Below are 23,609 nucleotides of genomic sequence, written 5' to 3' on the forward strand. Positions count from 1 at the left end.
ATCAGGCCTTTTCTCGACGCTGTATGCTTATCTCTTGATGCGTGGGATAGAAAAACGGCTCTCCTGCGGTATACATCCGCATTAAAGAGCCGCGCGTCACTTCGATTAGGTCACCTTGCAAGACCTCTATATCTGGCGAGATGAACAACTTCGTTTCATAGGCGATGTTGTTTACTGTTTCGGTTTGTCCGTTTGTTGCCAGGGCTTTTTGAGAGATTCGACAAGGTATGTCGGTGTGTTTAGTAACCCAATCAATTTTAGTCTCACCATTGACCTTGGTCTTTTTCTCCCGTTTGATTGTACAGCGGTCTTCATAGGTCTTTTCAATCTTTCGGCGGTGTCGTTTGTAATTAATCATGCTACCACCTCAACTTACGGTATCTGACTAAGTCAATTCGATAGTTCAGCACGACTTTATCAATCACAGATTTAGCCGTATTAGACAATCCAGCAACACCAGAGGCAGGCGAAACGGAAGTATCGCCAATCTTGATATTATCCGCGCCCCCTGCTGTATCATTGATTTCATCCACTGTCGGTAGCTCCACACGCGCCGCATCCATGACCATTGACGCCCAAACATCGGACAAATCGTCTGGAATTTCGGATATGTTACAGAAATGCATGATGCGCCGACCAATCTCTCTGACATAAGGGAGCAGCAGCGCATCATGTGTGTTGTCCATTAACTGAAGTCTCGGCTTGATGATGTCTAACACCGTTCTTTGGTCGGTTAGATTGGTCGGTAGCATGACATTAGCCTCGGGAAACAATTCGTGCGATAGGAATCGCCTTGTGGTCGATGTACTTACGTGCAGCGCCAGCACCACCATCATGCACCAACGTCCAGTTCGCACCGTTTTGCAGTTCGGAATCTGTAGGAGACAGGGTTGCTTGGCTGGATTTGGTGTAACTGATACCGTATGGTGCAAAAACTTTCCGCTGACGGCTGTACAGGGTATCTTGACCGCCGTTTGTTTTAGGATCTCGGCTCATTTCATATGGCACTTTCGCTCCAATGTTTTCATAATCAAAAGCCCCTTCACCCAACACATAAGTTGTGTACTTGGTGTACTCTGGAGTTTCGCCTGCTGCCGGTACAACTTCCGTAGGCATAGAATCGTCAATCAAGACAATCCGTCCATTCCATGTCGCCAGGCTCAATTCGCGCTCAATACCATTTGCGTCCGTTTGCTTGAGGTAAGCAAGCAACTTAAGGTTCTCTAGGTTAGTCGCTACAACCGAATGCATAATAGCAAGTTTGAATTTAGATTTATTATCGCCGCTGGCTTGTTGGATCGCAGAATTAAGCGTAGCAGCTCCAACCAATGCTGCTTCATCTGCGTTAGAAGTTATGTCATAGGTGTGCCCGTCAACAAACTTAAGGTTATTGGCTCCCGTCATACTAAAGATACCCTTAAGGATGCTAAGCAGCGTGTCCTGGTCTACCTGATCCCAATAGTTAGACACTTGGACAGCTACATTATCCATGAAACCAGCGCCGCCCGTAATATCCTCTGCGAAGTCTCCCTCTGTCCATGCTTTGGCTCTACCAACAACAACAACGCTACGTTCGAATGTCGTTGTGCTGGTGGCTGTAATATCAGTCACACCGTCATAGTTAAGGGGTGCGCCGTCAAGCAGACCGTACATAGGTAACGTGGCATACGCCGTACCTGTTCCAGAGCTAAAAGCGTTGCGGATATCAGCGTTCCCCGTAAGTGCACGGGATTTGATTAATTCGTTTTTTCTTGTCTGCGGAATACGCTCAACGTACTTGCCAAACACTTCCGGATTAAATGTCTTTGAATTAAATTTTGCCATGAATCAAACAACTCCATTCTTTAATTAGATTTCTGCGCCAGGGTTTGCTTCAATGTAAGCGCAAAGTTCTTCATAATTCATCTCGCTCGGCTTCTTAGTAGTTCCTTTGCTACCCGAGCCCTCGGGCGGCTTGGAACCCTTGAATTTAGGAGGCTGATTGTCTTTTTCGACAAACAAAAAAGGCTTGCTATCTCGCAATGCCTTTACTTGGTCATCAAGTCCAGATTCAATTGTTCCGTCATCCTTTAACTTGATGCTATCGCGATTAATTAGACTGGCTACAAGGTCAGCATCATGTGTATCTCCTGATAAGGCCAGTTTCAATGCGGTGCTAATCTTTAGTTGAGCAACCTCCGCATTATACCTTTCGGTCGCGGCTTTGTTTTCGTCCTGCAGCACTTTGATTTGTTGTTTCAACTCCTCATTATCGCCCGCAGATTTACTCAACTTTTCGAGCTGCTTGTCCCGTTCCTTCAAGTCGGTTTCAGCTTGCTTCTTCGCGTTGTTGACTTCATCAAACCGATGCTTGGGAACATAGCCGTTATAGTTTTCTTCCACCGCAGTTGTGATAGCTTTGGTCTGTTCGGCAGACAATCCCTGCTCTTCCAAAAGTTTTTTTAACCAATCCATTTTCATCATCCTCGCTTGTTATCCCGGTTGTGTCCGGTGATGATTTTACCTTGATAAATACCTTGTGAAAAGACAGATAACTAAGATACCTTGTCATACTTGTCAGAAAGTTCGATCTCGCTCATTTTGCTCAGCGTACCATCCTCTGCCTTTACGATGTATTCGCCAACTTTGACGATTACGACGTTATACGGCGTGCGAACGATGCGCATCTGGATGCCAGTAGGCGCGTACTCCACATAAACAGGCAGCCCAATAAAGGAAATGATATCCTGGATGTTTTCCTGCGTGTTTGTAAACTGTACAGCCTGCACAAAGATTTTCGCGCGGTATGTCTCAATCATAGTTTATCACCTCCTTTAACGTACTTCTTATGCCACTCTTCGTAGTTCATGGTGTCTGGCACGTAGTAATAGTTACCTTCTGCATCCCTTGCAATGCGCTCTCCCGGGTCTTCGCCGTCATCGAAATAAGCAACCGTAGTTGATCGACAATTAACGTGCAATGGTGGGTAGTTTACGCCCACTTGCTTTTCAGACAACGGGAATATCCTATTATCCATGCTCTGGCATACTGCGCTGGTGCGGCTGTCCAGCGTGGCAAGGAATTGATACTGCTTAACTACTCCGCTAGCCTTATACCCTTCATAGGTCGCTTCTGCGGCTATATGAGCGCTCTCTGTGCGCACCAGTCTTGCCGCATTAACATTTGACACTCCCATGCGCTGTTGCACCGTCCTGATCGTCTTACCGAGGCTATCGCCGCGGATAAACGCTTGAGACAGGTTCGTTTCTAACTCCCTAAGTAGTTTTGTCTTGTTGTCCCATATGCGAGAACTGTAATCCGACCCGGCCCACTTTTTGTTTAACACTGTCTCAAGGGCGTTCTTGTCTATCTGAGCGAAAGAAACACCTATACCTGTTCCCCTTTGTATTTCAAATAGGGTTCGGTGATAGGTGTCTTTATAGGTATCCTCTAACAGGCTTGTAAGCTCTTTGTATTCGGCGTCAGTCAGCAGTTCTACCTCGTGCCTGATTTGCATCAGCAAGGCCTCATATCGCGTTACACGTGTACGGTAATAGACGTTGTTCAATTCTTTCGTCCATCTACCGTCTGCGTTGTCTTTGGCCTTCCTGGTAAACTCTTCAAGGGTCATCTTAAACTCTTTTAATTCTCCGGCATCTAACTGTTTTTTAGCATCAACAAAGCTTATCTCGTTGTTGACCGCATAACGTCCGTAAAAGGCTTCTATGTCCCTTTGGATGCTCTTGAGTGACTTGCTATGCTGTTTGTTCAGCCTGATCTCCAAGGCGTCCGCACGGCGAAACTGTCGGGATGATATTTGCTCACTGCGCTTTTGCCAATATTCATTCGTCTTCATTGTCTTCTGCCTGCTTTTGGACTGTAAATCCAACGACACTTATGTCCGTCCCCGCATCAGAGGACAACGACCCAACAGCTTCTATAAGCTTCGCATATGCATGCAGGCTTTCATCGTGTATGCCTGTCTCGGACTTAGCCATATCGATGTATGCGCCCGTTATTCCGCGAACAAATTCATCAATCTTCTTCGTCGTTTCCTTTGACAGGATCATCCCCTTCGCCCCCTTCTAATTCTCGATACTGGATCAGGCTGGCTTCCTTCTCCTTTTTAATCTGTTCTTCTTCTTTTCGAGGATCAGATACCCATGGATGATTAGCAATGATGGTCTTGTTAGAGATTAGTCCCATGCTGTTCATCGCATCAGTGATTACATCAGACTCACTAAGCAATATGTCCCTGTTGAAGACGAATTCAACCTTCTCTCCTTCGAAGTCACCCACTCCCGTATTGGCTAAATGGTTATTGATAAACCAAAGCAATTGTTCAAGACTCGCCTGAAACTCTGTTTCCATGGTGTTTGCATCCATGTCCAGGTCGTTATAAAGTTGTTTGAGCGCTATCCCTGTAGCACCATTAAACTTCTCTGTTTGCATGTCCACTCCACGACCAAACTCATATATAGCCTTTCGCAATAAGTCTATATGTTGTTTGAACGCTTCATTGTCTATTTTGAGGTCTATTGTGTCAACGTCGCCTTGGTCATCCACTTTAACAGCCCTGTAAGCCATTAGGTTTTTGCGGAATAGACCTAAATCTTGATCTCCATAGTCTTTAAGCTTATAGACACTGTTAGGTAGGTCCTCAAGGTTATTGGAATTGTCGGACGATCGTTTGTCGTAGTCGTCCACCAGCGATTTAATAAGTTCAATCAATGGCTGCTCTTCATCATTAGCTTTAAACGCAATGAAGGGCACACGCTCCCAGTTAAGAGGCTGTTCCTCTCCGTTCCTCTCAACAACATAATGGGAAGAATCAAGGATGATAGATTGTCCATCCTCGTCACAGCCAAAATCAGGCAGTAGGTCACCATTATAAATGTATCGCCGTACACCCTTGTCGTCCCACCACTCAACCTTCACGACTTCTTTTTTGCTTGTTCCTTCATACGTTTCTACCTTGTAGCGTCGTATCATGGCCTGTAATTGCGTATGGTCCTCGTCTATCCAAACGGGCACCATTTCTTCGGACCGCATTCGCTTAAAGCTTAGAGTGCCATTCTCGTCATAATACACATGCAACCAAGCAATGCCTTTGTTCACGGCTTCCTTGCCCAAGTTCTTTAGCGTCCGGTGCATGGACTTATCAAATATATCGTTCAGAACTTTTTGGTAAGCCTCATTTTCGGACTGGATACTCATTTGCTTTGACAACAGATAGCCTATTTTTTGATCTACCAATTTACGAGTAAAACCATAAACCAGTTTATTGTTAGCTAAATTTTTGTCCTCTACCAATTCTCCATCCCCACCGATAACCAAACGCTTGCGACTTAGTATATCTGTCTTATTGCGGTAGTACCTCTCTCCCGTAAGCATCCAACGGTATTCGTGACTGTCCAACCAATCATTTAGCCATTGCTTTATGATTTGTTCGAGCCTCATCGGTGCATTTTCTTCGATGATCTTCTTTATTTCTTCGTTCAATCCATCACCCCCTAGAATGATATACTTGGCTTCTTCATATCTCCTTCAAGCGCATATCTGCATTGGTCTATCGTATGGTTGTCCTTATCTTCGAGCTTTGCCTTTGGATTACCGTCTGCATCTGTTGCATAGTCGATGTTTTCAAACTCTCTCGCTGTATTGGGAGTGCGCTTTGCATCTATCACTATCTCTTCCAAGTCATCCAACCATTTTTCTCCGTACTCAACGCTGCCGGGGCCTTTCTTTGCCCCTCTGATTCGCAGTCCATGCGTCTTCATTTCATCGATACTCTTTGGTTCCGCACTGTCTGCCGTGGTCATGTCCGTGTGATATCCTTTGTTCTTGATCCATTCAGCAGCCTCGCGGTTACTTATCTTGACCCCGTACAACTCGTCCATGGCGTACAGTATTCGCCGTGTCTTGTCATAGTGCCAGCGACCAAAAGAAAAAGGATCGACCCCGTAACCCCAGTCAATCCCTTGCCGTATGTTATCGAATGATTTGATTTCATCGTCTGTAATGCGTCTAAATGTCAAATTATCAAACGGCACAACACCACTCCCTATTGCTTTGCCTAAATACTCCCACTCATATTTTCTGAGATTTCGCGCCTTTGCCGCTTCTGCCTCTTCGATAAACGCCTTTGCAATAAACGGGTTATCAATGTAAGTGGAATGATGAATGAACGTGTTTTCCGGCACGAATTGCGTCTCATACTTCTTATTGACCCATGACTGCTTGCGCTTTGGTGGGTTATAGCTGAAAAAGAACTTATAGAAAAGACCATCATCCAACTCCCCACGCAGCAAAGAGTTAGTGATAGTCGTAACATCGTCTTCCGTTTTGAACTCGGCTAATTCTTCAATCCACCCAATAGCAAACGGGAAATTAGCATCTTTGAGGGATTTAAGCCTCTCAGGGTTTTGCGCCCCTCTAAAGGCCATGTAGTTGCCCCGAGGTTTGTACGTGAGTCTCATGGGTGACTTATTCACCCTGAAAAGATGTGATACGCCCTGCTCTGCTATGGCCCATTTGATTTGTTCGAATATTGATAACTCAATCGTGTTGTCGAAGTATCTTATACCAACCGCATTGACCGGGTATCGCATTAGCATCTGTACAATGATGTGAGCGATGTCAGATGACTTGCCGGATCCACGGCCACCCTTTTCAACTACGTTCAGTATGTTGGGATCATTTGCCGCTCTCCACGTGTCATGAAATGCCTTAGGGATAAACTCCGATAGTTTTTTACGCATCCTCATCACCCGTTATGTCATCAACAAACACAGGAGTAACAGTTGTGTTGATATCCTGCCTATCTACCCACAAAGCATACCTCTTCCCAAGCAATTCAGCAGCCTTATTACGCTCTTTCACGGGCGTCTCCAGCCCTAGTTGGTCTTTAACTTTACCATTCATTACATCAGTCAGGAAGGTTAGTATGTCGTCTTGTGTGGCAATCCGTTCTCTTTCTTTGCTTTCCATTCTTTCTTTTATATAAGCTTGTATGTTGGGATTTGTTAGTAGCTTACTAGCCCCTGTTCTAGCCGCTGAATCAGTCTTACATGAAGGATAAGCCCTCTTGTAGCTGTCTGCGCCGTTTGTTGTTTCAATATAGTAATCAGCGAATGCCTTCTGTCTCTCATTCATTTGCTCTCACCACCATATACTGCAGCAGTTCAATAGCGCTGTTAAATTCATAGGTGTCTGGCACCTTGCATTTCTTTTTCTCTCCGGTCTTCTTATTCTTTTTTTCTCCCTCTATCCAGAAGGTGAGTTTGTATCGAGAATAAACGCTATCGTAGTCCCTTGAATACCTCTGCTCCTGAATCAACGACACATCATGACCTTTTCTCCCCAACTTCATTAACATTAGCTTCAAGTTTCTGCTAACATTCATCCCTCTCACCTTCTTTCAACTCGTATTCCGATTCTTTTACTCCAACTTACTCCTTGCCTTTTCCGTTACTGCTTTAATTTCTTTCAATTGTTCTTTCTGTTCATTCAATACCTTGTTTGCCCGATGAGTCGTATAAATGCTATATGTTTGATTTACAATGCATGAAACAAGAAATACGATCACTAATATAGACAACGCTTTTTCGAATCTAACTGTCATCTTCCTCACCACCTCACACATAATGAATAGACTTAAGCATTCTTTTTGATCCGCTTCACAATCCCCTTACCATCGTTGTACTGCCATACATATCCCCTGTGAGTTTTTGATTTTCCAGAGCAACAGTTTTTCACTCCTGTCCGAGTAAATCCATATAATTCAGCGTCCTTCAAGGCGTCCAAGTATATTGGATCTCCTCCGTTTACCGGATGCCCAACGGCTTTCCTCCTCATTCGTTGGCGTGATTCTCTGTAGCTTCTATTCATTGTTGTTCGTTCGACTCTTGTACCGTACAGGGCATTGTAGTGATTTGTACACCATTCAAGATTGTCGGCATCGTTATTATCTTTGTTTTCATCCTTATGATTTACTTGCGGCAGACCTTTAGGATTGGGAACAAAGTGCATAGCGACCAAGCGATGTACAAGGTAATATTTGACCTTTTCTTCCTTAGTCAATGCTATTTGTCTGTATTTTCGATTGTTTATTTTCCAGCGCATTACCTTGTGTTTATATAGGCTATATACGCGGCCTTTGTTGCTTATTTTGTATAGACCCTCAAACCCCTCGACATCCTTCCATATTTCCGCTGTTTCCAACTTCAATCAACTCCCTTGGAATAATCGGTGTATGCAATATATCGAGTAACCCTCTTTCTTTGTCCCATATAAAGGACTGGACCTTTCTTACGGACCCGACATAACCGGATTCATAATGCCAGTTATCTGTACCGCTTGGAGACGACAAATAGCGAACAATCACGCCATTCTCTTCCTTGACGGCTTGTTCGCTGTGCAGATGTCCTGCATGTATTTCAGAATAGAGCGTTTCTCCCCAATCTTTCCGGGCTTCAATTGGCACTAATTTACCCAGCCTACTCTTTTCCTTGTCTCCATGACTGAAGCCGATGAGGTTCCTTCCATACTTGATGTACTTTCTACTTAGTGGGTCATTATCTATTTTCACTCTGTCATCGTTTCTGAACCACGCTTCAAGCACCTCTGACATGGTGTAGCTGGTTAGGCGGTCATGGTTAGCTCCAACCTGTATTGTCTCAACAGGAGCAAACCGCCTTAATAGATCAATTCCTTGGATTAACATTCGCTTACCTTGTTTGTACATATCTGCGAATCTGGTTGTTGTGTCCTGCGGCGTTCCTCCCGTTGTCGCTTTGGCGAGGTTATCCACGTTAAAAAAGTCATGCGACCATATAAACAGGATTTTTTCAAAACTTATATTCTCTGTCCTGGTCAAGATGTCATTCAGGATAAAGAAGAATATCTTCTCTGCTTGCTCATGGTTGTACTCTCCATCCTTGTATCCCATCTTGTTTAAATGAAGATCTGACATATTCACTTCAAGCAGTTTTCCATCATCAGCATATCGAACCGGTTCATACAATGGCGGCTTGTAGTTCTCCATCAGATCCGAGACAATCTCTTTTATGTCATCTATGGTGAAGTTTTTAGTTTTTGGCTTTACAGTTATCTTACTGCTGTATAGCGTCTGTACTCCGTCCTGCTTACTATAAACATTCCAGATGTTGTTGCGTGCGTTCACTAGCTCCCAAGTGTCTCTATCATATCCGTGGGCTTTAAGAAGGTAATTAACATCCTTACTCTGCTCTTCGGACATTCGAAGCAGTTTGTCTGACTTATGGGATCCATCAGCAAGTATCTCTGTCGTTGTCTTGTAATCAAGTGGAGGCGCCTTTGTTGATATCCCCAACTTTTTAGTGCGCTTGCGGACAGCCTCTGACGTAATCTCTATATTAAATTGATCAGTCAATACTCTGGCGATCTCTGCATATGTCCCTGTGCCAGACAATTCTTTTAGCTTTGCGTCTTCCTCTGGCGTCCATGTTAGGTGTTTCTCCAACTTAGCACCCCCTTATGTATAAATAAAAAAGCCGCCGTTAGGCAGCCAAATCAACATATTTCTTCTTGTATTTTTTCTGTTAGTTTTCCATTTTTCCAAACTTCAATATTAACCGCCCAATATTCACCAATTTTCGTTTTTGCCTCTCGCGCAACCTCAATCGCCTTTTGTTTATCTTCCCCAACATAATGAACCTCTGCATATCCAGAAGGATAATGCGGTTCTTCATTTACCCCATATACAACATATATATTCATTCGATCACCTCAATGAGATAATATCATAAGCCGCTTTACTAAGGCAGCGGCGGCCTCCACGATCCAGCCTTTATACGTCTAGCGCACCCTTGTGCCTGTGGTCGACACGCCCTGTGAAGGGGAAAGGAGGAATGGCACCCGATTTATCGGGCAGGCTTGGAGTAGTCGATATGTTAAGGATATGAAACCAATTTAAACGCAAACAACGGACCAGATCATTATAGTCCGTCATTCGCTTGCACATGATTATGTGCCTCTATATATAGGTGGCAGTCGTACGACAAGAAAACCTATCCCACAAGGAATAGGTTCGAGATTTTTGCTTCTTCAATTTTTGCGTTAGCTCGTTCGATGTATTTTTGAACCGTGCTTTTTCTTATGCCGCCCATTTCTTGAGAAGTTTGATAAATGCTAAAACCTAACGCTTTGTGAAGCATATAAGCTTGTTTTTCTCTCTCAGATAATCCGCTTAAAGCCTCGTCTATCCTGAATCTCTCGCTGTCAGATATCGTTGTGGGACTGCCACAAGCTGCTGGTTGGGCGTAGGACTGCAAGTAAAGCGGGTCGATAGGCATTGTCCTTTGATCCCTAGAACGCCTGTATATTGCCCTCCTAGGACCCGGAGCAAAACCGTTGTTAAGCCAGTCAATAGCGTATGTGAGATTAGACATAAACCAATTAATCTTCTCACACTCCAACTTTGCCTCATTTAGCATAATTTTGATGTTATCATCCTTCGGGCTCTTTTCGAATTGCTCTTCCAGATATTCTTTTCTGGCGTCCACTTCAATCTTGACCTTGTGCAGCTGATACCTTGTCTCCCTGTAGCTTTTGAGCAGGTCCTGCATAGTTTCTCACCTTCTTTGCACTATTTTACATTGTATTTAGATATAAAGCGCCTATTTTCACCCATTTATTTGCATTATACTACACATAATCAAATAAATCAGTCTGGCCTTGATACTCACTTGCATCTACAATGTACCCACGCTCTAAGAGCATTGCCGGAGCCTCTACACCGTAATGAGGATAAACATCTGTTATTGGTCTACCGGCTATACGTTGTGGGTCTATTTCTTGTGCTTCCTGAGTCCATACCCATTTTGATTTAGCTTTTACTAGAGACATATCTTATACCTCCTAATATCCTCCGTTAGTTTCTAGTAGCCATTCTTTAAATTCGACTTCTGCCTTTGCTAAAACATATTTATAATCACTGTGCTGTACGTCGACGATTACACATCCTTCTTCTAGGTTTTTTCTCTTTTCGATCGTCAACCGCCAATCCACAATATTCGAGTGGTATATCTCTATCTTCAATCCCAACCTTGCGCCGTGACGATCGTATACTTCAAAAATGTCAGTCATATATACCTCCTATAATCCAACCCTTATTCGGCCCTCGCTTCGCTGGGTAATTCGGTCGATTCGAGGGCCTTTGGCCTATTCTTCTACTTCTACCCATCCACCATCTATGTTTCCGTCCCAAAGCCACTCTTCCCAAACGGTTTGAATTAAATGCTCTCTCTCATGTTCATCCAATCCTTCTAAATCTTCATCAGGTATTTCAATTGTTTCCTCACGCCGCGATCCAACGAACCCGGTGCTAACCGTAAATTTAAACTTTGCCATACTCTTTATCTCTCCCTTTGGTTTATGATTCAGAACAATACTGCAGGCGCATTATTGAACCTCAACTGACCGTTTTTAGCGAATATCCTATCTTTCTCTATTACGATGAAATTTCGTTTACAGCGTTCTGCAGCAATTGCCGTAACGCAACTTCCTCCACAGTTATCCAGCACTGTATCGCCTTCATTTGTGTATGTTTTAATTAAGTATTCAAACAGGTCAACAGGTTTTTGGTTGGGGTGTATTCGTTCTGGATCATCGTTGTTTACTACCGGGAAGTAAAGGACGCTGCGCGGTAACCTATCAGTGGTTCCGGCGTTGTTTGCTGATTCTCGTCCAGAACCATACACCCCGGATGTATGTCTGGTTACAGCTTTGTTCATCGGCTTATGTCCACTTGTACTTTGTGGATTGTATGTTGGTGTATTTTTGTAGAATACAAGTATGTTCTCATGTGCTTGCATTGGCATATGAGAGGCGTTTAAATGACCCGTAGCTTTGTTCTTCTCCCAAATCCATTCATACCGGAACAACTTCATATTGCTGGCTGCTAAAACCTTATCGAATGGAGCCTTGGCAAAAAGCACTATTGCCCCGTTGTCTTTAATAATCCGTTCATAATGTTTCCACATGAGAGGGAATGGAATAACCGAATCCCATTGGCTCTGTGTCGTTCCGTATGGCGGATCACATATGATCATGTCAATAGATCCCGTTGGAATGCTTGGGAAAATATCGAAACAGTCCGCGTTAATAATCTGATTAAGCACCTCGTTCCCTCCTTCGTCTTTTTCTCCGGGCCGACCGAATCCGCGCGAGCCGTATAAGTTTGGTTGTTTAGGGGTTTATTCCTCCCCTGGTAGGTTAATAAAGGACTCAAATAGACCCTTTGCCCATTCTTCAAACTTCCTTCTCTCCGTCCAGCTACTTTTCCCCAGGGTTCCGTCTTTCTTAATGTGCGTCCAATTCACATATTGCGTTCCACTTGATCGAGTTTCGATAATGTTCACTCGCCGTTCGACTTCTCGCTTGCCTACCATGCCCCAATATGTGTTGCCCTGTTTAACGTTCACTTTCCTTCTTCCTCCTTTGGATAAAGGGATGATAATGTTTCGCATGCCTCGAAATGGGCATAAGCTGAATCTGAAAACGCAGGAGCCTTGGTAGTTATCCCTTTTATAAATTCTAGTGTTTCACGTAGTTTCTTTTCTCGGGCTTCTGCGGCTTGTAAATCTTCTTGCAACTCTGCTATAATCCGGTCTCCCTTGAGCATAGTTTGAATCAGCATTCGTTTTTCATATTCCGCCTTATCCGCACGTTCTTTCTCTGCTGCGTATTGATTCATCCAATAAATTGCTATTTCTTCAAGTTCTAAAGGCGAACCAATTGCATGTAATTCTGCTGATAACTTCATATCCTTGTTCCAGTCTCTAACCTGTTTAGTCATGGGATACCTCCAAATCAACCAGGTACACTTCAAATTCTTCTTTATCCTTTAGCACAGCAACCATAGGATCACTCATAACTCTTACAATACCCAAGTCTGAATGTTTAGCCTTATCTCCCGGCTTTATGGTTGGTAAGGGGATGGGATCGGGAGCAACTACTACGCTGCCTACCTTCACGAGCTTTTCATTGTCCGCTGCCGACAACCAAAACGATCCTCTTCCATCCGTCATTTCAAAATGGCCCTTGCTGTTTTTCTTAATGAATATCCCTTTGCGTCTTGGATTGTCCTCACTGGCATAGTGATTCTCAATTAAGTCTCCGAATTTGAAGTCGTATTTTGGTTTCACTCTCTTACCTCCCCTAATCGATAAAAATCAAAGCCTTTTCGTTTGTGCTAGGTATGTCCGGCGATAAAGACCACCCAAACGTTCCGATGTATCCCTGGCAATAACAGCAGTTAAGATCGAAGTATCTCAACTCTTTCGGCATTTCTTGAATAGTCTTTGGAGGTGTAACCGTCATTTTTGCGCCACAATCACAGGTTATGTTGATTGATGCTTGCGCCATCTTTCGTCCAAACACTGTTTTCCCTCCCTAACCTTAGGCCCCCGGTATGGAGGCCGTAAGGGGTATAATGGTTTTAAATGCGCATTAATTTTTGTTTGCCTCTGCTGGAGCATCTTTACGATTTAGAATGTACCCTTCTGAATTCACGTCCAGGATAGTCACATAAAAGCTGTCACCAATATCTAATAAAAAGGCTACGAGTTTCTTTTTATCGCCTTTTATATAGACCTCCGTATACTGATCGTCTGTATATTTAGGTCTTAATGAAATCTTGTAATAATGGTCTGAATGCTTCATATTTTTATTTCCTCCTTCTCTCTTTGTGTCTACACTTCTATAGCCGTATAGGGGCTAATAGTGTTGCAACGTACCGATATCAATCCCCATCAAACTCCAATTGCCATCGAGCGTAGGAACAACCCTGTTAATGATCATCTTTTCTACTGTTTCAACAGGAACCGGATAAGTTGAGGTGTTTTTGTAGTAAAGCGGTTTTGCCTTTATCATTTCCTCGCTGTATATCCCTGCCTGATTTAAGTTATTGGTGTATCCGCTGTTATCTGGACGCCACCAAACATATTCGCCTTTTCCTGCTGACCACTTAAGACTAAGAATGTAATAGTTCATTCCTTATCACCTTCCCCTACCGGATAAAGAATTTTCTCCAACTCTTCGGCAGCGTCTTTTATCGTGCATTGTGGCATAAGGTTGAAATCTCGTTTTTCCATCTCCATTACCTGTAAAGCGTCCGTCATGGTTGTGTATGCTTCTTCTAGTGCTTTACGTAGTCTGTCGCACTGCTCGTTTGCGTTTTTAAAGCGTTCATCGCGCCATTCAATCATCTTTCTTAACTCTGCTACTTCTTTCTCTTTCTTCAGGTATTGCTTATCTGCATTGGTAAAAGCTTTTTCCCAACGTTGAGACATGTCTTTCAACTTCTTTATGGTTGCGTCCTTCTCGGTAAGCTGCTGGAGTGCGTTCATAGCCATGTCTAACGCTTCCCTGAGCATTGTGTAACTCTCTGGAGGATAGTTACTTTTGATCGCCTGTATCGCTTCTTCATTACTTAATCCGTATTTCATCCCTTTTACTTCTCCCCTCTAAGATAAATGCCTTATACGGCCTCCGGGCTTTGCCCTAAGCATATTCAGTCGATTGATGGCCTTCGGCCCTCTACATCGAAAATTGAAGTTGTCCAGCAGCCGGTCTATATCTTTCGAGAGCCAGCCTTCTGCCGCTACCTGTACAAAGTTCCGGAAGGTTCGCTCTTACAAGCACTTCTGAGAATTGTGGAGGAACAGCGTTTCCGCATCTTGCAACCTGGGCGCTTTTTGGATATTTCTTTCCGTCTGCGTCAACATCAATGATGTAGCTACTCGGGAACCCTTGACCTCCAAACAATTCGCGAGGCTCTAACATTCTCATGCCGATGTCCAAGATCCGGTAATTAACGCCTTTCAGAGTTATAAGTCCAAAACGGTCCTTTGTCGTGATTGTATGAAGCGGTTCGTTCAATGTCTGGCCGTTTTCTTCATTCCCGTAATATTTCATCAGGAACGCTCTCACTTCTCCGAAATTATTACCTCCTGCTGTAACGGTGTGAAGTGGTTTATCAAGGCTTGCGCCGTACTCCTGACCTTTCAGCTTTAATAGATGACTTGTAACAAGTGCGTATCTGTTGGCTGTGGGAATTGTCATGATTGGAGAATCTAACGTCTGTCCTCTCGTTTCTCCCGGTGCTGTCTCTGTGTAGTATTGAGCGAGGAACGCCGTGACAAGTGCGTTATGGTCCGTGACCGTTACCGTGTGTAAAGGATCGTCTAGCGAACTACCTGCGCCTGTATAATTGCCTCCGTAGTGCTTTGCAAGGAATGCTATTCCGTCCGGAACAATGAAAGGATCTGGATTTTCAATAACAAACTTTTGAATACCTCTCGCAATTCGGCGCATTGTGTTTTCTGCTAAAGGCTTTTGTCTACCAAAGATACTAGGACATGGAATCGACCAATCTATGATTTCTCCAGCCGTTCTCCACGGCTTCAATCTGCCGCTTTTGACTTCTTCACTGTTCGGATCTCCATGAGTTGGTTCAGGCCATGTTATTGCAACTCCATCACGCCGGGCGATTAAGAAGAATCTCTTTCGTATCGTTGGCGCTCCATAATCGCAAGCCCTAAGTTCCCGGCTCTCCACCTTGTACCCAAGGCTTTCAAGTTGCGCTTTCCAATGTTCGAACGTTTGGCCTTTCTTGCTCTTAACAGGTCGTCCGTTTCTTACTGGACCCCAAGTTTTGAACTCTTCCACATTCTCTAAAATTATGACTCTCGGTCGAACCTTACCGGCCCATTTGAGTACGATCCAAGCAAGGCCCCGTATCTTCTTCTCTACAGGTTTACCGCCCTTAGCTTTGGAAAAGTGTTTGCAGTCCGGGGAAAACCATGCCAGCCCGATCGGTCGTCCTGCTGCCGCTTTTACTGGGTCTACTTCCCACACATTTTCACAGTAGTGTTCTGTCTCAGGATGATTTGCCCGGTGCATAGCAATAGCTGCTGGATCGTGGTTAATCGCAATGTCTACGCTTCTTCCGATTGCTAATTCGATTCCGGTACTCGCTCCTCCACCACCGGCAAAGTTGTCCACGATTATTTCACGCATTGTTTATTCATCCTTTCGCCCCGTATAAGGGTGTATAAGGGTTATCCTTTAAGGTGGGATAGGGTAGGCTTCTCTTGTATCCGGTCATTCATGGGGAGCCTCCTTATAGATGATGAGGGCATGAAGGTAATCAACTTGGTTCTCTAGGGCTGTAGCCGTAAATTTAATATCTTCGATCATTGCTTTTGGATTAAATTCACACCAATCTCGTAATGATTCTTCAAAACGATCTGCCGCTCCTGATATCGTTGCTATTTTGATCTCACTTGCTTTACCTAACATGGGTATTCCTCCTTAACAGTTCAAGTCCTTAACTTGTACTCCGAGTATTTGCAGAGCCGTTACAAATCCGTCCTGGTATGCTTCTTTACCTTCGTCTGTCCAAAATGTGCATTTAGATCCGTCTACCGGTGCAAGGTTATATGCTTCTTTTAAGCGTTCGATTTGTTCGGGTTTCATAGGGTATTCCTCCTTTAGATGATGAGGGGTGATTAAATTTCCCATCCGTACTTTTTGGCCGTCTCTCGGAAAAGCGGCATTCCATAGGATCCGTAAATACTGAAATCTTCAAGCCCTTCTTCCAAAACCTTGTTCCAAGAACGAACGACATAGAACATTAATTCGCTTGAAATGCCTCGCAAATCCCGAGCCTTTTCCATCCCGAACCGTACATCTTTTTCGAGTTGAGCCAACACATTTTCACGAGTAAATGGAATAGGTTCGTGTGCGGCCCCTTCTTTTAGCGAAAATCCAATCAAGGGTATTTGCTCAGCGCTCAAAAACTCAGCAAACCTCACGCCAAATCTGTCATCTAGGAGTGTTGCATACTTGCTGTAATTGTCGATCACTTCTTGAATTGTTTTCATTGTTCATCTTCCTCTCATAGTTTATCTATCCGAAAACTTAGTTTAATGGTTAAGTAGTATATATAGGGTCTTAGGGGTGGGGTTAGATAGCCTTTGTTGTCTGCTTCGATTTTGAGGTGCCTAGAAGCGTCTCTGTTACATCCTGCTGGTACTTGGTGAGGTATGAACCCAATCGTGTTGCTCTCGCTATCTGAGCCAATACATAGGCGTCTCGCACGTTATTCGATGTGTGTTCAAAGTTCCAATGTCGCAAGATTGGGATGATCATGTTCTCCTTGCTTGTGTTCCCGTTCCCGGTCGCAAACTTTTTAACTTGGCTTGGCGTTACTTCGATCCAACTTTTATTGCTTCGGTATAGTTCCAAACGGATCGCATGACCCAATCCGTACTGGAAGTCTACTCCCTTGCCCTTCGAGTTAAAGCTGAATCCCTCGATTGCTATCACATCACCGTATTCAAGATTTTCTTCGATCTCTGTTACGATCTCGTCTATCATTTTGGTCTTGTCCTTGTCCTTAGGTGCGATCTCGAAACCGTCAAGTAATTTTCCGTCCCGATCCAGGATGACGAATCCCGTTTGACCACTTGGGTCGATTCCTATAAATCTCATTTCGCCGCCTCCTTGACTAAGTTATAATGTCTCCCTTCAATCTCTACCTGTGTAACAAGTCCGTTCTTGCTCTTGGTTATTATGGCTTTAATCTCTTTGGCTTTACGCTCGTCAGCCTCTTTGATTCTCTCGATTTGCTCGTTGAGGAATCTCTCTTTATCCGTGATGCGACGTGAGTAGTATTTGTGTTGCTCCGATTGGATAGCGTCCCAGCAATGACAACACACATCTACTAGTTTCCAAGTTTCAGTTGCTATCCTTTGGCATCCTGCCATTCTACATTGCATCTTTTTTCCCCATCCTTTGCTCTGCGATCTGCTCAAACATGTCTATGACCCTCTCTCTCATAAAATTTGCTCTAAACTCTGCCGGGATCTGACACGCTGATGCTTCGGTCGATATTTTTGCCATTATTCCGTCTGCCCTATCAAATAACTCGTATAAGGGCCATTCAAAAGATTCAAATATCTCAGTCATTTCTTTGTTGTAGTACCTCTGCTTGTACTCTTGCTTCTTGTCTGTAGATGATTTCTGCTGTTGCTCGGATTCGCTCACCCAAATCCCTCCATTCGTCGTTAGCTATATCCCTGCTGCATTCTAGCGAGTGCATCTTCTCGGCGTTTGGATGTTGCTTTGTTTTGGTAGATATCCGCGCTTGTAAAAATCCGTTCAAACAACCGCCCCTCCTCGTCTACTATGTTTTTGTATTTGTCGTATAAGAGCCAGTTTTCAAGGCGATCCAGGCTTAAGTTTGTCGTGTAGTTGGTTATCTTGCCCTGCCGCCCATTTATGATTGGAAATAAAATGTCGGTGTAAATCTTACTGCTGATGTCTCCTGCCCCAAGTTCGTCCAAGGTCAACAGGTCTGCGCTAACTGCGCCATTGATAATGTCTGTAAGGTTTATCTTTGAATCAAATCTAGTTGCGGTTTCTGCTAGTTTTATGAGTTGCGGCACGTCCAAGAACAGACAAACATATCCTTGATGATTTAGTTCATGGTGTATCCCTGCCGCCAGATGGCTCTTACCGTTCCCAGGAGGTCCGTACAGCAATAATCCTGTTTTCCTTAATTCAAATCCCTCAACAAATTTCTTGGACGCTGACAAGAGGGATTCTGTGCCTTCGCGCTCAATGAAGTTATCGAGCCTTGCTGCTCTAAGTTGTTCATTCATGATGTTTCTGGAAAACACACGCTCCATTTGACCCCGACGATAACGGCGCTCCCTTTCTTTCTCTGCCTTCTCGTTTTCTGCCACGATACACGCACACGCTCTCTTCAAACCCCATTGCTTTTTGAAGGGAACAAACGTCCTCCCAATTTCTTGCCTGCACCCCAAACAGCAATAAGTTCCTTCGTGTTCACTATCTGCGAATAAACTGGTCGTACTTCGAAGCGGTCTCAGTATTTCCGTTTTTTTGAACTGTTCCTCCAGCTCCCGAAACACCCCCGGCATAGGATTGTTGTTGAGTTGACGTTCCTGCTTTTTGGGAATTGTTTGCATGGTGTTGATTATTAGTTGCTTGTCCTCCGCGGAAAGCTTCAGATCGTTTATGTTCACGCCGCACCTCCTCCTCAACCCGTTTGACAACCCAGTTTAAAATCGCCATGTAATCACTCTTGTATTTCTTGCCGCTTGATCCCTTATAATTGTTCAGGATTTCTATCATTCGCTTTGTGGTATCTTCACCATGGGCGGAAATGAGTTTGTTGTATTCATCTTGGGTAAGGGATACGAATTCGGCGTAAGATATTTTAGGTATAATATCTTTATTACTTTTCTTTTCTTTTACTTTTACTTTCCTTTTACTTTGTGCACTTTCTTCCCCCGTTTCTGCGTCAGAAACATCACAGGAATCAGGAATTAACTCAATTCCCGCGCTATTACTGGGCTTCTTGCGCATCTTAACCCGTTTATCAACCACTACTTTTGACCGTTTTTTAACCCCCTCTGATGTCAAAACACATCTTTCTTGATATGCTAGAGGGTCAAAACATTCTCTTTTAATTGCCGTTTGAAGCATACTGTTGAATTTCTCCTGCGATACTTCCACTTTCTTGGCGAGTATCTGTATAGTTTCTGCGTCAGAAACGTCTAGCTCAAAATCAGGCTGTTTGTAAATGAGTTCCAAAAGGATAAAGTAGAACGCATACCCATCATTTCCATACAGCATTCTCATTGCTTCAATTTTGGTATCATTAACGGCATCTGTATCATGAGGGAAGTAGTCCATGCCTTCTTTTCGAGGCCGCGCCATCTTATCACCCACTTGCTTTAGATCGTAATTTTTCTAGTACCTTCGTCGGGTCCTGACCTGATTTTTTGGTGGCTAGAAACTCAAGTAACAACGGCTGCCAAAGTCTCTTATTTGAGTGTACAAGGGTGTGCATTTCGGTAGAGAGCAGCACACAGTTCCATACCTCATACTTACCACTGCCCCCTCCCATGCCGCTGTATACGACCCTGTGAAGGTGTAGGCCGGGACCGGGCTTACCGCTAAGTAAGCACCAGTCTCCATCCCGTTTCTTGACTTCATTTCTGACTTGTTCCTTTGTTAGCTCTGTATCTTCTTTGGGCGCTCGTTTCCTTAACTTGGTATCCGTCTTATTACGCCTACTGTGATTTGGTTTAGGCACCGGGTTAAATCCAAAGTCCATAGGATCACCTACATATCCGTTTGGTATTTGAGGATTGTTTGTAAAGCTGATACTTGTACCTTAATAGCGTCAGCAGCTTCAATGCCTGCTTTGAACTGCGCCTCTGTCAAATCTCGTTGGAATAATGCATCTGCTACGTTTCCTTTGGCTAAATCCGTTACAATAGATACAGGTATACCGTCTGCTCGTAGCTTTAAAATCTCCTGAGAGAGCGCTAGACGGTAATCTCTCTCTGCCTCTGCCTTTGATCTACCAAGACTAAAGAGGGCGTCAGCGGATTTGCTAAGACGCTGAGAGGCGGCGTGTATCTCTTGGGTTACGTTAATTAAGTCCATATGTCACCTCAAAATGGTAAGTCTTCATCTGGAATATCAATCGGTTTGCCATCGTCTGCAAATGGATCGCCATACTTTTTATCAGGTTTGAATGCATCATTGCCTTGACCAGATGGGTTACCATTGTTTGGTCCCAAGAAACGGACATTATCAGCAACAACCTCGGTAACGTATACGCGCTTACCTTCGTTATTCTCATAGTTCCGAACTTGAATACGACCTTCCACAGCAGTCAAGCGTCCTTTACGCAAGTAATTTGCGCAAGTCTCTGCAAGCTGTCTCCAGGTAACTACCGGAATGAAATCTGCCTCACGTTCTCCACCTTGCGAATTAAACGGTCTGTCTACCGCAAGGGTAAACTGAGTTACAGCTACGCCAGAAGGCGTGTATTTAAGGGTTGGGTCTGCTGTTAAACGTCCGATCAAGATAACTCTATTCAGCATGTTTATGTCCTTTCTCGGCCAATTCTAGGCGGTTGCACAATTCATCATATTCTTGTTTGGTTAAATCCTCGGCGTTGGTCTTGTTGTAATCTTTCATCAGCGCCTTTTTAACATCAGCAGCACTTATGTCTTTGCTATTCGCTATTGCAAACAGCCGCTTAACCTGAGCATCCGAACGCTTTTCCTGCCTACCCTTATACTCAACTTGATTACCTGATACGCCGTTTGCATCATCGTCTTTTTCAGTGGATATTCCAGAGATTGCTGACAAAGAGTAGCGCTTCATGTAAGTGATTTGACCTCCAAGGTCCTGCATATTGTTACTGGCAGTCACGCTTAGGGGCTCAGATTTAATCCACTCTCCAGAATCGTGTAGCAGCATGGTTTCAACCGACACCATCAACGAACCGTCTTGGATAAACGTCTTGGGTGTTTGAAGTACTGCTATGCGATTTTCTTTGTAGACAGTCTTTAAAGCATCGAATATGCCTTCGAGGTCAGTGTAGGAAAACTCATAAGAGCCTCCGGTTTTTAATTTCACTGTGACATTGGTGTTATGCTTTGGCGTTTCAATAGCTCCCCAAGCATCTACTAGCGCCTTAGAAATAGATTGGTTAGATTCTGAAAAGATCATCTAATCACCGCACTCTCAATGATTTATCTTGCACAACCTGTACACCTGGGATCTCTTTCCCATGCTTCCAGTCCTCCAGAATGTCCTTCTTTTGGAGTTGTGGAACCGGCTGCGGAGTAACAAAGTATTTCTGCGGAATATGAAACTCGTCCATCACAACAACCTTTGGAGGATTGGCCTGTAAGGAAATATTGAATAATTGCCCTTTAACCTTGTCGATCTCCATACGTTGCATGATGATTTGGACATTCTCTTTCAGATACTGGGCGTTATTTTCCAAGGAAGCGCGCCGGGACTTCAAGCGTTCTTCCTCGTCTTTAATCGCTTTTGCTTCGGCTTCCAGGGAACGAACAACCTTAATCGTGTTCTCAACCTTCTCTTCGATCTTGCCTTCCAATCCAGTCAGAAACTCCTGCAACTTCTCGTTACCCGGGTCTTCGTTAGCCATTTCAAGCAACGTTTCGTATTGTTCAGATAATTCGTATAAGCGCATGGGCTTTACAACCTCCTAAAAAATGTGTTATTGTGTCCGTGATAAAATATATTTAATTGCTGGAATGACTACAGTTGCCGCTGTGGTCATTCTTTTTTCCTTCCAGCTCCCGTAGCTTAAGCTCGTATTCTCTTTTATGCTCTTGGCTCACAAACTCAAACTTGGGATAAGTGCCGTCTCTGTACTTGCCTCCCACAAGAGATAATGCAAACCTTGCCGTAAAGTCATCCCTTGCTTTGATCCTTACTGGAAGATTCAAGCTCGTCCAACCTCCTTATTAGCGCACCTTCTTTGCAGTCCATTGCTTCATTGGCGCAAGATTCGCAATGTGGTTGCCAGTAACTACCAGTGTACACCTCGTATTCAGCTTCTCTTGAGCAACCAGCACATGCTTTCATATTGCTAATCCTTCTAACTCTCCGTCAATCCAATCTAAAGCCGCTGGTAGCACCTCTGGATGGCAATAAATTCGCCCGTTTGTAAGGTTCCAACGAATGCGAAGCAATTCAAATCGGCGCCAGATTACATCAAGGTCATTCATGTTCAGCCTCCTTAAAATTTGAATTAATTATACGAGTGCTTGTAGCTCGTCCAATACAGCAGCCATATCAGGATTATCTTGGTGGTAAGCTCTTGAGCGATTGATAAAGTCTTGCTTTTGCTCTGGACTTACATTGCGGTCAACGAGATTCTGAAACGTAGACCGTAGTACTTCTGCTGGATCCATATGCATTGCGCGTCACTCCTTCACTCTTAGGTCGATATCAGGCAAGATAGCTTCTGGCTTAAACGTAACGCGGTAATGGTAGACGCTCACATCCGCACTTTCCAGTTGTTCCGCGAAATACGTAACGTTGTCAGAGAGTCCTAGAAAATGCTTCTTGTAGGCATCTTCTCCGGTCTTGCACGTAACGGTTACCTGTTGAGATCGATCATCGCTGTTTCCTAGTGAACAGCGCCCCTCAATGGACAGCAGATATGTGTCGGTGATGCCGTTATAAAACACTATCCGTCTATCAATCTCAAAGTTGTCTGCTGCTTTGGATAAATTGCTTGATGCAATGTCGGCATCTGTACAAGCACTAAGGGTGATTGCTAAGCCAATCAAAATTGTTAAAAGTGAAATCTTCTTCACGCTACACACTCCTTCGTAATATTGGTCTTTACCGCTACACCAATGTCCCAATAGATAATTCCTTGACTACAGTGCGCGGTTCATGTCCTTTATGTTTTGATCAAATAATTCTACCGACACTTCTAATCCCTGATCTTCTGCACAAACCATTGCAAGCAACTTGACAGTAGTTTCTTTAGCCAGTGGCAATGGCATATACTGCGAGAGGCCATTAACCAAAGAGTGGTATGGATCAGGCAACCCCATTGCTTCGCGGGTAAGTTCAAGCCAAGCGTTCTTTCGTTCAAACCCGATAACTACGTCGATCAATTCTTGTTCCGGAGCGTCCTTTGGAGTTACAGCCTTTACATCAAGCGCCCTTCTCCACTCCATCGCATGTGCAAGTGTCTTAGACAT

41 protein-coding genes are annotated in these 23,609 nt (G+C 44.0%); all 41 read right to left on the bottom strand.

Annotation, left to right across the window (positions count from 1 at the left end; translation table 11 throughout):
- Position 1: 1 nt before the first annotated feature.
- The gene (locus KI362_RS11240; protein ID WP_301627298.1) at positions 2 to 358 is read right to left on the bottom strand and encodes an ABC transporter ATP-binding protein; all 357 of its coding nucleotides are present in this window, start codon (positions 356 to 358) and stop codon (positions 2 to 4) included.
- Position 359: 1 nt separating this feature from the next.
- The gene (locus KI362_RS11245) at positions 360 to 752 is read right to left on the bottom strand and encodes a DNA-packaging protein (RefSeq protein ID WP_301627299.1); all 393 of its coding nucleotides are present in this window, start codon (positions 750 to 752) and stop codon (positions 360 to 362) included.
- 4 nt (positions 753 to 756) lie between these two features.
- Positions 757 to 1,824, bottom strand: coding sequence for a phage coat protein (locus KI362_RS11250; protein WP_301627300.1), 1,068 nt, complete (start codon positions 1,822 to 1,824; stop codon positions 757 to 759).
- Positions 1,825 to 1,848: 24 nt separating this feature from the next.
- Positions 1,849 to 2,454 carry a phage scaffolding protein gene (locus tag KI362_RS11255; protein WP_301627301.1) on the bottom strand — a complete coding sequence of 202 codons (606 nt, stop codon included), beginning with the start codon at positions 2,452 to 2,454 and terminating at the stop codon, positions 1,849 to 1,851.
- 80 nt (positions 2,455 to 2,534) lie between these two features.
- Positions 2,535 to 2,798, bottom strand: a complete 264-nt coding sequence (locus KI362_RS11260; protein WP_301627302.1) for a hypothetical protein — start codon at positions 2,796 to 2,798, stop codon at positions 2,535 to 2,537.
- The gene (locus tag KI362_RS11265) at positions 2,795 to 3,835 is read right to left on the bottom strand and encodes a minor capsid protein (RefSeq protein ID WP_301627303.1); all 1,041 of its coding nucleotides are present in this window, start codon (positions 3,833 to 3,835) and stop codon (positions 2,795 to 2,797) included. Before KI362_RS11265 ends, KI362_RS11260 begins: the two co-directional genes overlap by 4 nt.
- Positions 3,822 to 4,049 carry a hypothetical protein gene (locus tag KI362_RS11270; RefSeq protein ID WP_301627304.1) on the bottom strand — a complete coding sequence of 76 codons (228 nt, stop codon included), beginning with the start codon at positions 4,047 to 4,049 and terminating at the stop codon, positions 3,822 to 3,824. The genes KI362_RS11265 and KI362_RS11270 overlap by 14 nt, the downstream gene beginning before the upstream one ends.
- Positions 4,015 to 5,481 (bottom strand): phage portal protein, encoded by a 1,467-nt coding sequence (locus KI362_RS11275; RefSeq protein ID WP_301627305.1) that lies wholly within the window; start codon positions 5,479 to 5,481, stop codon positions 4,015 to 4,017. The genes KI362_RS11270 and KI362_RS11275 overlap by 35 nt, the downstream gene beginning before the upstream one ends.
- Positions 5,482 to 5,492: 11 nt before the next feature.
- Positions 5,493 to 6,740 carry a PBSX family phage terminase large subunit gene (locus tag KI362_RS11280; RefSeq protein ID WP_301627306.1) on the bottom strand — a complete coding sequence of 416 codons (1,248 nt, stop codon included), beginning with the start codon at positions 6,738 to 6,740 and terminating at the stop codon, positions 5,493 to 5,495.
- The gene (locus KI362_RS11285) at positions 6,733 to 7,134 is read right to left on the bottom strand and encodes a terminase small subunit (RefSeq protein WP_301627307.1); all 402 of its coding nucleotides are present in this window, start codon (positions 7,132 to 7,134) and stop codon (positions 6,733 to 6,735) included. Before KI362_RS11285 ends, KI362_RS11280 begins: the two co-directional genes overlap by 8 nt.
- Positions 7,127 to 7,357, bottom strand: a complete 231-nt coding sequence (locus KI362_RS11290; RefSeq protein ID WP_301627308.1) for a hypothetical protein — start codon at positions 7,355 to 7,357, stop codon at positions 7,127 to 7,129. The genes KI362_RS11285 and KI362_RS11290 overlap by 8 nt, the downstream gene beginning before the upstream one ends.
- Before the next feature lie 278 nt (positions 7,358 to 7,635).
- Positions 7,636 to 8,202 (bottom strand): NUMOD4 domain-containing protein, encoded by a 567-nt coding sequence (locus tag KI362_RS11295; RefSeq protein WP_301627309.1) that lies wholly within the window; start codon positions 8,200 to 8,202, stop codon positions 7,636 to 7,638.
- On the bottom strand, positions 8,162 to 9,481 hold the full coding sequence (locus tag KI362_RS11300) for a hypothetical protein (protein WP_301627310.1): 1,320 nt from the start codon (positions 9,479 to 9,481) through the stop codon (positions 8,162 to 8,164). Before KI362_RS11300 ends, KI362_RS11295 begins: the two co-directional genes overlap by 41 nt.
- A gap of 50 nt (positions 9,482 to 9,531) precedes the next feature.
- Entirely contained in the window at positions 9,532 to 9,738 is a 207-nt protein-coding gene (locus KI362_RS11305) for a hypothetical protein (RefSeq protein ID WP_301627311.1), read from the bottom strand.
- Between the two features lie 290 nt (positions 9,739 to 10,028).
- On the bottom strand, positions 10,029 to 10,586 hold the full coding sequence (locus tag KI362_RS11310; RefSeq protein WP_301627312.1) for a sigma factor-like helix-turn-helix DNA-binding protein: 558 nt from the start codon (positions 10,584 to 10,586) through the stop codon (positions 10,029 to 10,031).
- 79 nt (positions 10,587 to 10,665) lie between these two features.
- Positions 10,666 to 10,866: a hypothetical protein gene (locus KI362_RS11315; RefSeq protein ID WP_301627313.1), complete on the bottom strand. Its 201-nt coding sequence runs from the start codon at positions 10,864 to 10,866 to the stop codon at positions 10,666 to 10,668.
- Between the two features lie 12 nt (positions 10,867 to 10,878).
- Positions 10,879 to 11,106 carry a hypothetical protein gene (locus KI362_RS11320; RefSeq protein WP_301627314.1) on the bottom strand — a complete coding sequence of 76 codons (228 nt, stop codon included), beginning with the start codon at positions 11,104 to 11,106 and terminating at the stop codon, positions 10,879 to 10,881.
- A gap of 75 nt (positions 11,107 to 11,181) precedes the next feature.
- Entirely contained in the window at positions 11,182 to 11,370 is a 189-nt protein-coding gene (locus KI362_RS11325) for a DUF7167 family protein (RefSeq protein WP_301627315.1), read from the bottom strand.
- Between the two features lie 29 nt (positions 11,371 to 11,399).
- On the bottom strand, positions 11,400 to 12,140 hold the full coding sequence (locus KI362_RS11330) for a DNA-methyltransferase (RefSeq protein WP_301627316.1): 741 nt from the start codon (positions 12,138 to 12,140) through the stop codon (positions 11,400 to 11,402).
- 75 nt (positions 12,141 to 12,215) lie between these two features.
- Positions 12,216 to 12,443, bottom strand: coding sequence for a hypothetical protein (locus tag KI362_RS11335; RefSeq protein WP_301627317.1), 228 nt, complete (start codon positions 12,441 to 12,443; stop codon positions 12,216 to 12,218).
- Positions 12,440 to 12,817: a hypothetical protein gene (locus tag KI362_RS11340; protein WP_301627318.1), complete on the bottom strand. Its 378-nt coding sequence runs from the start codon at positions 12,815 to 12,817 to the stop codon at positions 12,440 to 12,442. The genes KI362_RS11335 and KI362_RS11340 overlap by 4 nt, the downstream gene beginning before the upstream one ends.
- Positions 12,810 to 13,166 carry a hypothetical protein gene (locus KI362_RS11345; RefSeq protein WP_301627319.1) on the bottom strand — a complete coding sequence of 119 codons (357 nt, stop codon included), beginning with the start codon at positions 13,164 to 13,166 and terminating at the stop codon, positions 12,810 to 12,812. The genes KI362_RS11340 and KI362_RS11345 overlap by 8 nt, the downstream gene beginning before the upstream one ends.
- Positions 13,167 to 13,470: 304 nt before the next feature.
- The gene (locus KI362_RS11350; protein ID WP_301627320.1) at positions 13,471 to 13,683 is read right to left on the bottom strand and encodes a hypothetical protein; all 213 of its coding nucleotides are present in this window, start codon (positions 13,681 to 13,683) and stop codon (positions 13,471 to 13,473) included.
- A gap of 54 nt (positions 13,684 to 13,737) precedes the next feature.
- Positions 13,738 to 14,013 carry a hypothetical protein gene (locus KI362_RS11355; RefSeq protein ID WP_213656680.1) on the bottom strand — a complete coding sequence of 92 codons (276 nt, stop codon included), beginning with the start codon at positions 14,011 to 14,013 and terminating at the stop codon, positions 13,738 to 13,740.
- On the bottom strand, positions 14,010 to 14,468 hold the full coding sequence (locus KI362_RS11360; protein WP_301627321.1) for a hypothetical protein: 459 nt from the start codon (positions 14,466 to 14,468) through the stop codon (positions 14,010 to 14,012). Before KI362_RS11360 ends, KI362_RS11355 begins: the two co-directional genes overlap by 4 nt.
- Before the next feature lie 91 nt (positions 14,469 to 14,559).
- On the bottom strand, positions 14,560 to 16,041 hold the full coding sequence (locus tag KI362_RS11365) for a DNA cytosine methyltransferase (protein WP_301627322.1): 1,482 nt from the start codon (positions 16,039 to 16,041) through the stop codon (positions 14,560 to 14,562).
- 84 nt (positions 16,042 to 16,125) lie between these two features.
- Positions 16,126 to 16,323, bottom strand: a complete 198-nt coding sequence (locus KI362_RS11370) for a hypothetical protein (protein WP_301627323.1) — start codon at positions 16,321 to 16,323, stop codon at positions 16,126 to 16,128.
- A gap of 12 nt (positions 16,324 to 16,335) precedes the next feature.
- Positions 16,336 to 16,500, bottom strand: coding sequence for a hypothetical protein (locus KI362_RS11375; RefSeq protein WP_301627324.1), 165 nt, complete (start codon positions 16,498 to 16,500; stop codon positions 16,336 to 16,338).
- A 32-nt stretch (positions 16,501 to 16,532) separates the two neighbouring features.
- The gene (locus KI362_RS11380; protein WP_301627325.1) at positions 16,533 to 16,907 is read right to left on the bottom strand and encodes a hypothetical protein; all 375 of its coding nucleotides are present in this window, start codon (positions 16,905 to 16,907) and stop codon (positions 16,533 to 16,535) included.
- Positions 16,908 to 16,989: 82 nt separating this feature from the next.
- Positions 16,990 to 17,517, bottom strand: coding sequence for a crossover junction endodeoxyribonuclease RuvC (locus KI362_RS11385; protein ID WP_301627326.1), 528 nt, complete (start codon positions 17,515 to 17,517; stop codon positions 16,990 to 16,992).
- Positions 17,518 to 17,793: 276 nt separating this feature from the next.
- Complete coding sequence (locus tag KI362_RS11390; RefSeq protein ID WP_301627327.1) at positions 17,794 to 18,072, bottom strand: hypothetical protein; 279 nt, start codon at positions 18,070 to 18,072, stop codon at positions 17,794 to 17,796.
- Positions 18,073 to 18,092: 20 nt separating this feature from the next.
- Positions 18,093 to 18,773 carry an ATP-binding protein gene (locus KI362_RS11395; protein WP_301627328.1) on the bottom strand — a complete coding sequence of 227 codons (681 nt, stop codon included), beginning with the start codon at positions 18,771 to 18,773 and terminating at the stop codon, positions 18,093 to 18,095.
- Positions 18,774 to 18,879: 106 nt separating this feature from the next.
- Entirely contained in the window at positions 18,880 to 19,785 is a 906-nt protein-coding gene (locus KI362_RS11400; protein ID WP_301627329.1) for a DUF4373 domain-containing protein, read from the bottom strand.
- Between the two features lie 396 nt (positions 19,786 to 20,181).
- Positions 20,182 to 20,508 carry a hypothetical protein gene (locus KI362_RS11405; RefSeq protein ID WP_301627330.1) on the bottom strand — a complete coding sequence of 109 codons (327 nt, stop codon included), beginning with the start codon at positions 20,506 to 20,508 and terminating at the stop codon, positions 20,182 to 20,184.
- A gap of 8 nt (positions 20,509 to 20,516) precedes the next feature.
- Positions 20,517 to 20,951 (bottom strand): single-stranded DNA-binding protein, encoded by a 435-nt coding sequence (gene ssb / locus KI362_RS11410; RefSeq protein ID WP_301627331.1) that lies wholly within the window; start codon positions 20,949 to 20,951, stop codon positions 20,517 to 20,519.
- Positions 20,941 to 21,585, bottom strand: a complete 645-nt coding sequence (locus KI362_RS11415) for an ERF family protein (protein ID WP_301627332.1) — start codon at positions 21,583 to 21,585, stop codon at positions 20,941 to 20,943. Before KI362_RS11415 ends, ssb begins: the two co-directional genes overlap by 11 nt.
- Positions 21,586 to 21,589: 4 nt before the next feature.
- A complete protein-coding gene (locus KI362_RS11420) occupies positions 21,590 to 22,078 on the bottom strand; it encodes a siphovirus Gp157 family protein (RefSeq protein WP_301627333.1) in 489 nt (162 codons plus the stop codon).
- A gap of 52 nt (positions 22,079 to 22,130) precedes the next feature.
- Positions 22,131 to 22,337, bottom strand: a complete 207-nt coding sequence (locus KI362_RS11425; protein WP_301627334.1) for a hypothetical protein — start codon at positions 22,335 to 22,337, stop codon at positions 22,131 to 22,133.
- A 135-nt stretch (positions 22,338 to 22,472) separates the two neighbouring features.
- The gene (locus tag KI362_RS11430; protein ID WP_301627335.1) at positions 22,473 to 22,619 is read right to left on the bottom strand and encodes a hypothetical protein; all 147 of its coding nucleotides are present in this window, start codon (positions 22,617 to 22,619) and stop codon (positions 22,473 to 22,475) included.
- 198 nt (positions 22,620 to 22,817) lie between these two features.
- Positions 22,818 to 23,213: a beta-sandwich lipoprotein gene (locus KI362_RS11435; protein WP_301627336.1), complete on the bottom strand. Its 396-nt coding sequence runs from the start codon at positions 23,211 to 23,213 to the stop codon at positions 22,818 to 22,820.
- A 66-nt stretch (positions 23,214 to 23,279) separates the two neighbouring features.
- The gene (locus KI362_RS11440; protein ID WP_301627337.1) at positions 23,280 to 23,609 is read right to left on the bottom strand and encodes a hypothetical protein; all 330 of its coding nucleotides are present in this window, start codon (positions 23,607 to 23,609) and stop codon (positions 23,280 to 23,282) included.

The organism is Paenibacillus apis, from assembly GCF_018333295.1.
Taxonomy (GTDB): domain Bacteria; phylum Bacillota; class Bacilli; order Paenibacillales; family Paenibacillaceae; genus Fontibacillus; species Fontibacillus antibioticophila.

Coding starts and splice junctions, on each gene's coding strand:
- KI362_RS11240 (WP_301627298.1), bottom strand. CDS start 358: ATGATTAATTACAAACGACACCGCCGAAAGATTGAAAAGACCTATGAA.
- KI362_RS11245 (WP_301627299.1), bottom strand. CDS start 752: ATGCTACCGACCAATCTAACCGACCAAAGAACGGTGTTAGACATCATC.
- KI362_RS11250 (WP_301627300.1), bottom strand. CDS start 1,824: ATGGCAAAATTTAATTCAAAGACATTTAATCCGGAAGTGTTTGGCAAG.
- KI362_RS11255 (WP_301627301.1), bottom strand. CDS start 2,454: ATGGATTGGTTAAAAAAACTTTTGGAAGAGCAGGGATTGTCTGCCGAA.
- KI362_RS11260 (WP_301627302.1), bottom strand. CDS start 2,798: ATGATTGAGACATACCGCGCGAAAATCTTTGTGCAGGCTGTACAGTTT.
- KI362_RS11265 (WP_301627303.1), bottom strand. CDS start 3,835: ATGAAGACGAATGAATATTGGCAAAAGCGCAGTGAGCAAATATCATCC.
- KI362_RS11270 (WP_301627304.1), bottom strand. CDS start 4,049: ATGATCCTGTCAAAGGAAACGACGAAGAAGATTGATGAATTTGTTCGC.
- KI362_RS11280 (WP_301627306.1), bottom strand. CDS start 6,740: ATGCGTAAAAAACTATCGGAGTTTATCCCTAAGGCATTTCATGACACG.
- KI362_RS11285 (WP_301627307.1), bottom strand. CDS start 7,134: ATGAATGAGAGACAGAAGGCATTCGCTGATTACTATATTGAAACAACA.
- KI362_RS11290 (WP_301627308.1), bottom strand. CDS start 7,357: ATGTTAATGAAGTTGGGGAGAAAAGGTCATGATGTGTCGTTGATTCAG.
- KI362_RS11305 (WP_301627311.1), bottom strand. CDS start 9,738: ATGAATATATATGTTGTATATGGGGTAAATGAAGAACCGCATTATCCT.
- KI362_RS11310 (WP_301627312.1), bottom strand. CDS start 10,586: ATGCAGGACCTGCTCAAAAGCTACAGGGAGACAAGGTATCAGCTGCAC.
- KI362_RS11315 (WP_301627313.1), bottom strand. CDS start 10,866: ATGTCTCTAGTAAAAGCTAAATCAAAATGGGTATGGACTCAGGAAGCA.
- KI362_RS11320 (WP_301627314.1), bottom strand. CDS start 11,106: ATGACTGACATTTTTGAAGTATACGATCGTCACGGCGCAAGGTTGGGA.
- KI362_RS11325 (WP_301627315.1), bottom strand. CDS start 11,370: ATGGCAAAGTTTAAATTTACGGTTAGCACCGGGTTCGTTGGATCGCGG.
- KI362_RS11340 (WP_301627318.1), bottom strand. CDS start 12,817: ATGACTAAACAGGTTAGAGACTGGAACAAGGATATGAAGTTATCAGCA.
- KI362_RS11350 (WP_301627320.1), bottom strand. CDS start 13,683: ATGAAGCATTCAGACCATTATTACAAGATTTCATTAAGACCTAAATAT.
- KI362_RS11355 (WP_213656680.1), bottom strand. CDS start 14,013: ATGAACTATTACATTCTTAGTCTTAAGTGGTCAGCAGGAAAAGGCGAA.
- KI362_RS11360 (WP_301627321.1), bottom strand. CDS start 14,468: ATGAAATACGGATTAAGTAATGAAGAAGCGATACAGGCGATCAAAAGT.
- KI362_RS11365 (WP_301627322.1), bottom strand. CDS start 16,041: ATGCGTGAAATAATCGTGGACAACTTTGCCGGTGGTGGAGGAGCGAGT.
- KI362_RS11370 (WP_301627323.1), bottom strand. CDS start 16,323: ATGTTAGGTAAAGCAAGTGAGATCAAAATAGCAACGATATCAGGAGCG.
- KI362_RS11375 (WP_301627324.1), bottom strand. CDS start 16,500: ATGAAACCCGAACAAATCGAACGCTTAAAAGAAGCATATAACCTTGCA.
- KI362_RS11380 (WP_301627325.1), bottom strand. CDS start 16,907: ATGAAAACAATTCAAGAAGTGATCGACAATTACAGCAAGTATGCAACA.
- KI362_RS11385 (WP_301627326.1), bottom strand. CDS start 17,517: ATGAGATTTATAGGAATCGACCCAAGTGGTCAAACGGGATTCGTCATC.
- KI362_RS11405 (WP_301627330.1), bottom strand. CDS start 20,508: ATGGACTTAATTAACGTAACCCAAGAGATACACGCCGCCTCTCAGCGT.
- ssb (WP_301627331.1), bottom strand. CDS start 20,951: ATGCTGAATAGAGTTATCTTGATCGGACGTTTAACAGCAGACCCAACC.
- KI362_RS11415 (WP_301627332.1), bottom strand. CDS start 21,585: ATGATCTTTTCAGAATCTAACCAATCTATTTCTAAGGCGCTAGTAGAT.
- KI362_RS11420 (WP_301627333.1), bottom strand. CDS start 22,078: ATGCGCTTATACGAATTATCTGAACAATACGAAACGTTGCTTGAAATG.
- KI362_RS11430 (WP_301627335.1), bottom strand. CDS start 22,619: ATGAATGACCTTGATGTAATCTGGCGCCGATTTGAATTGCTTCGCATT.
- KI362_RS11440 (WP_301627337.1), bottom strand. CDS start 23,609: ATGTCTAAGACACTTGCACATGCGATGGAGTGGAGAAGGGCGCTTGAT.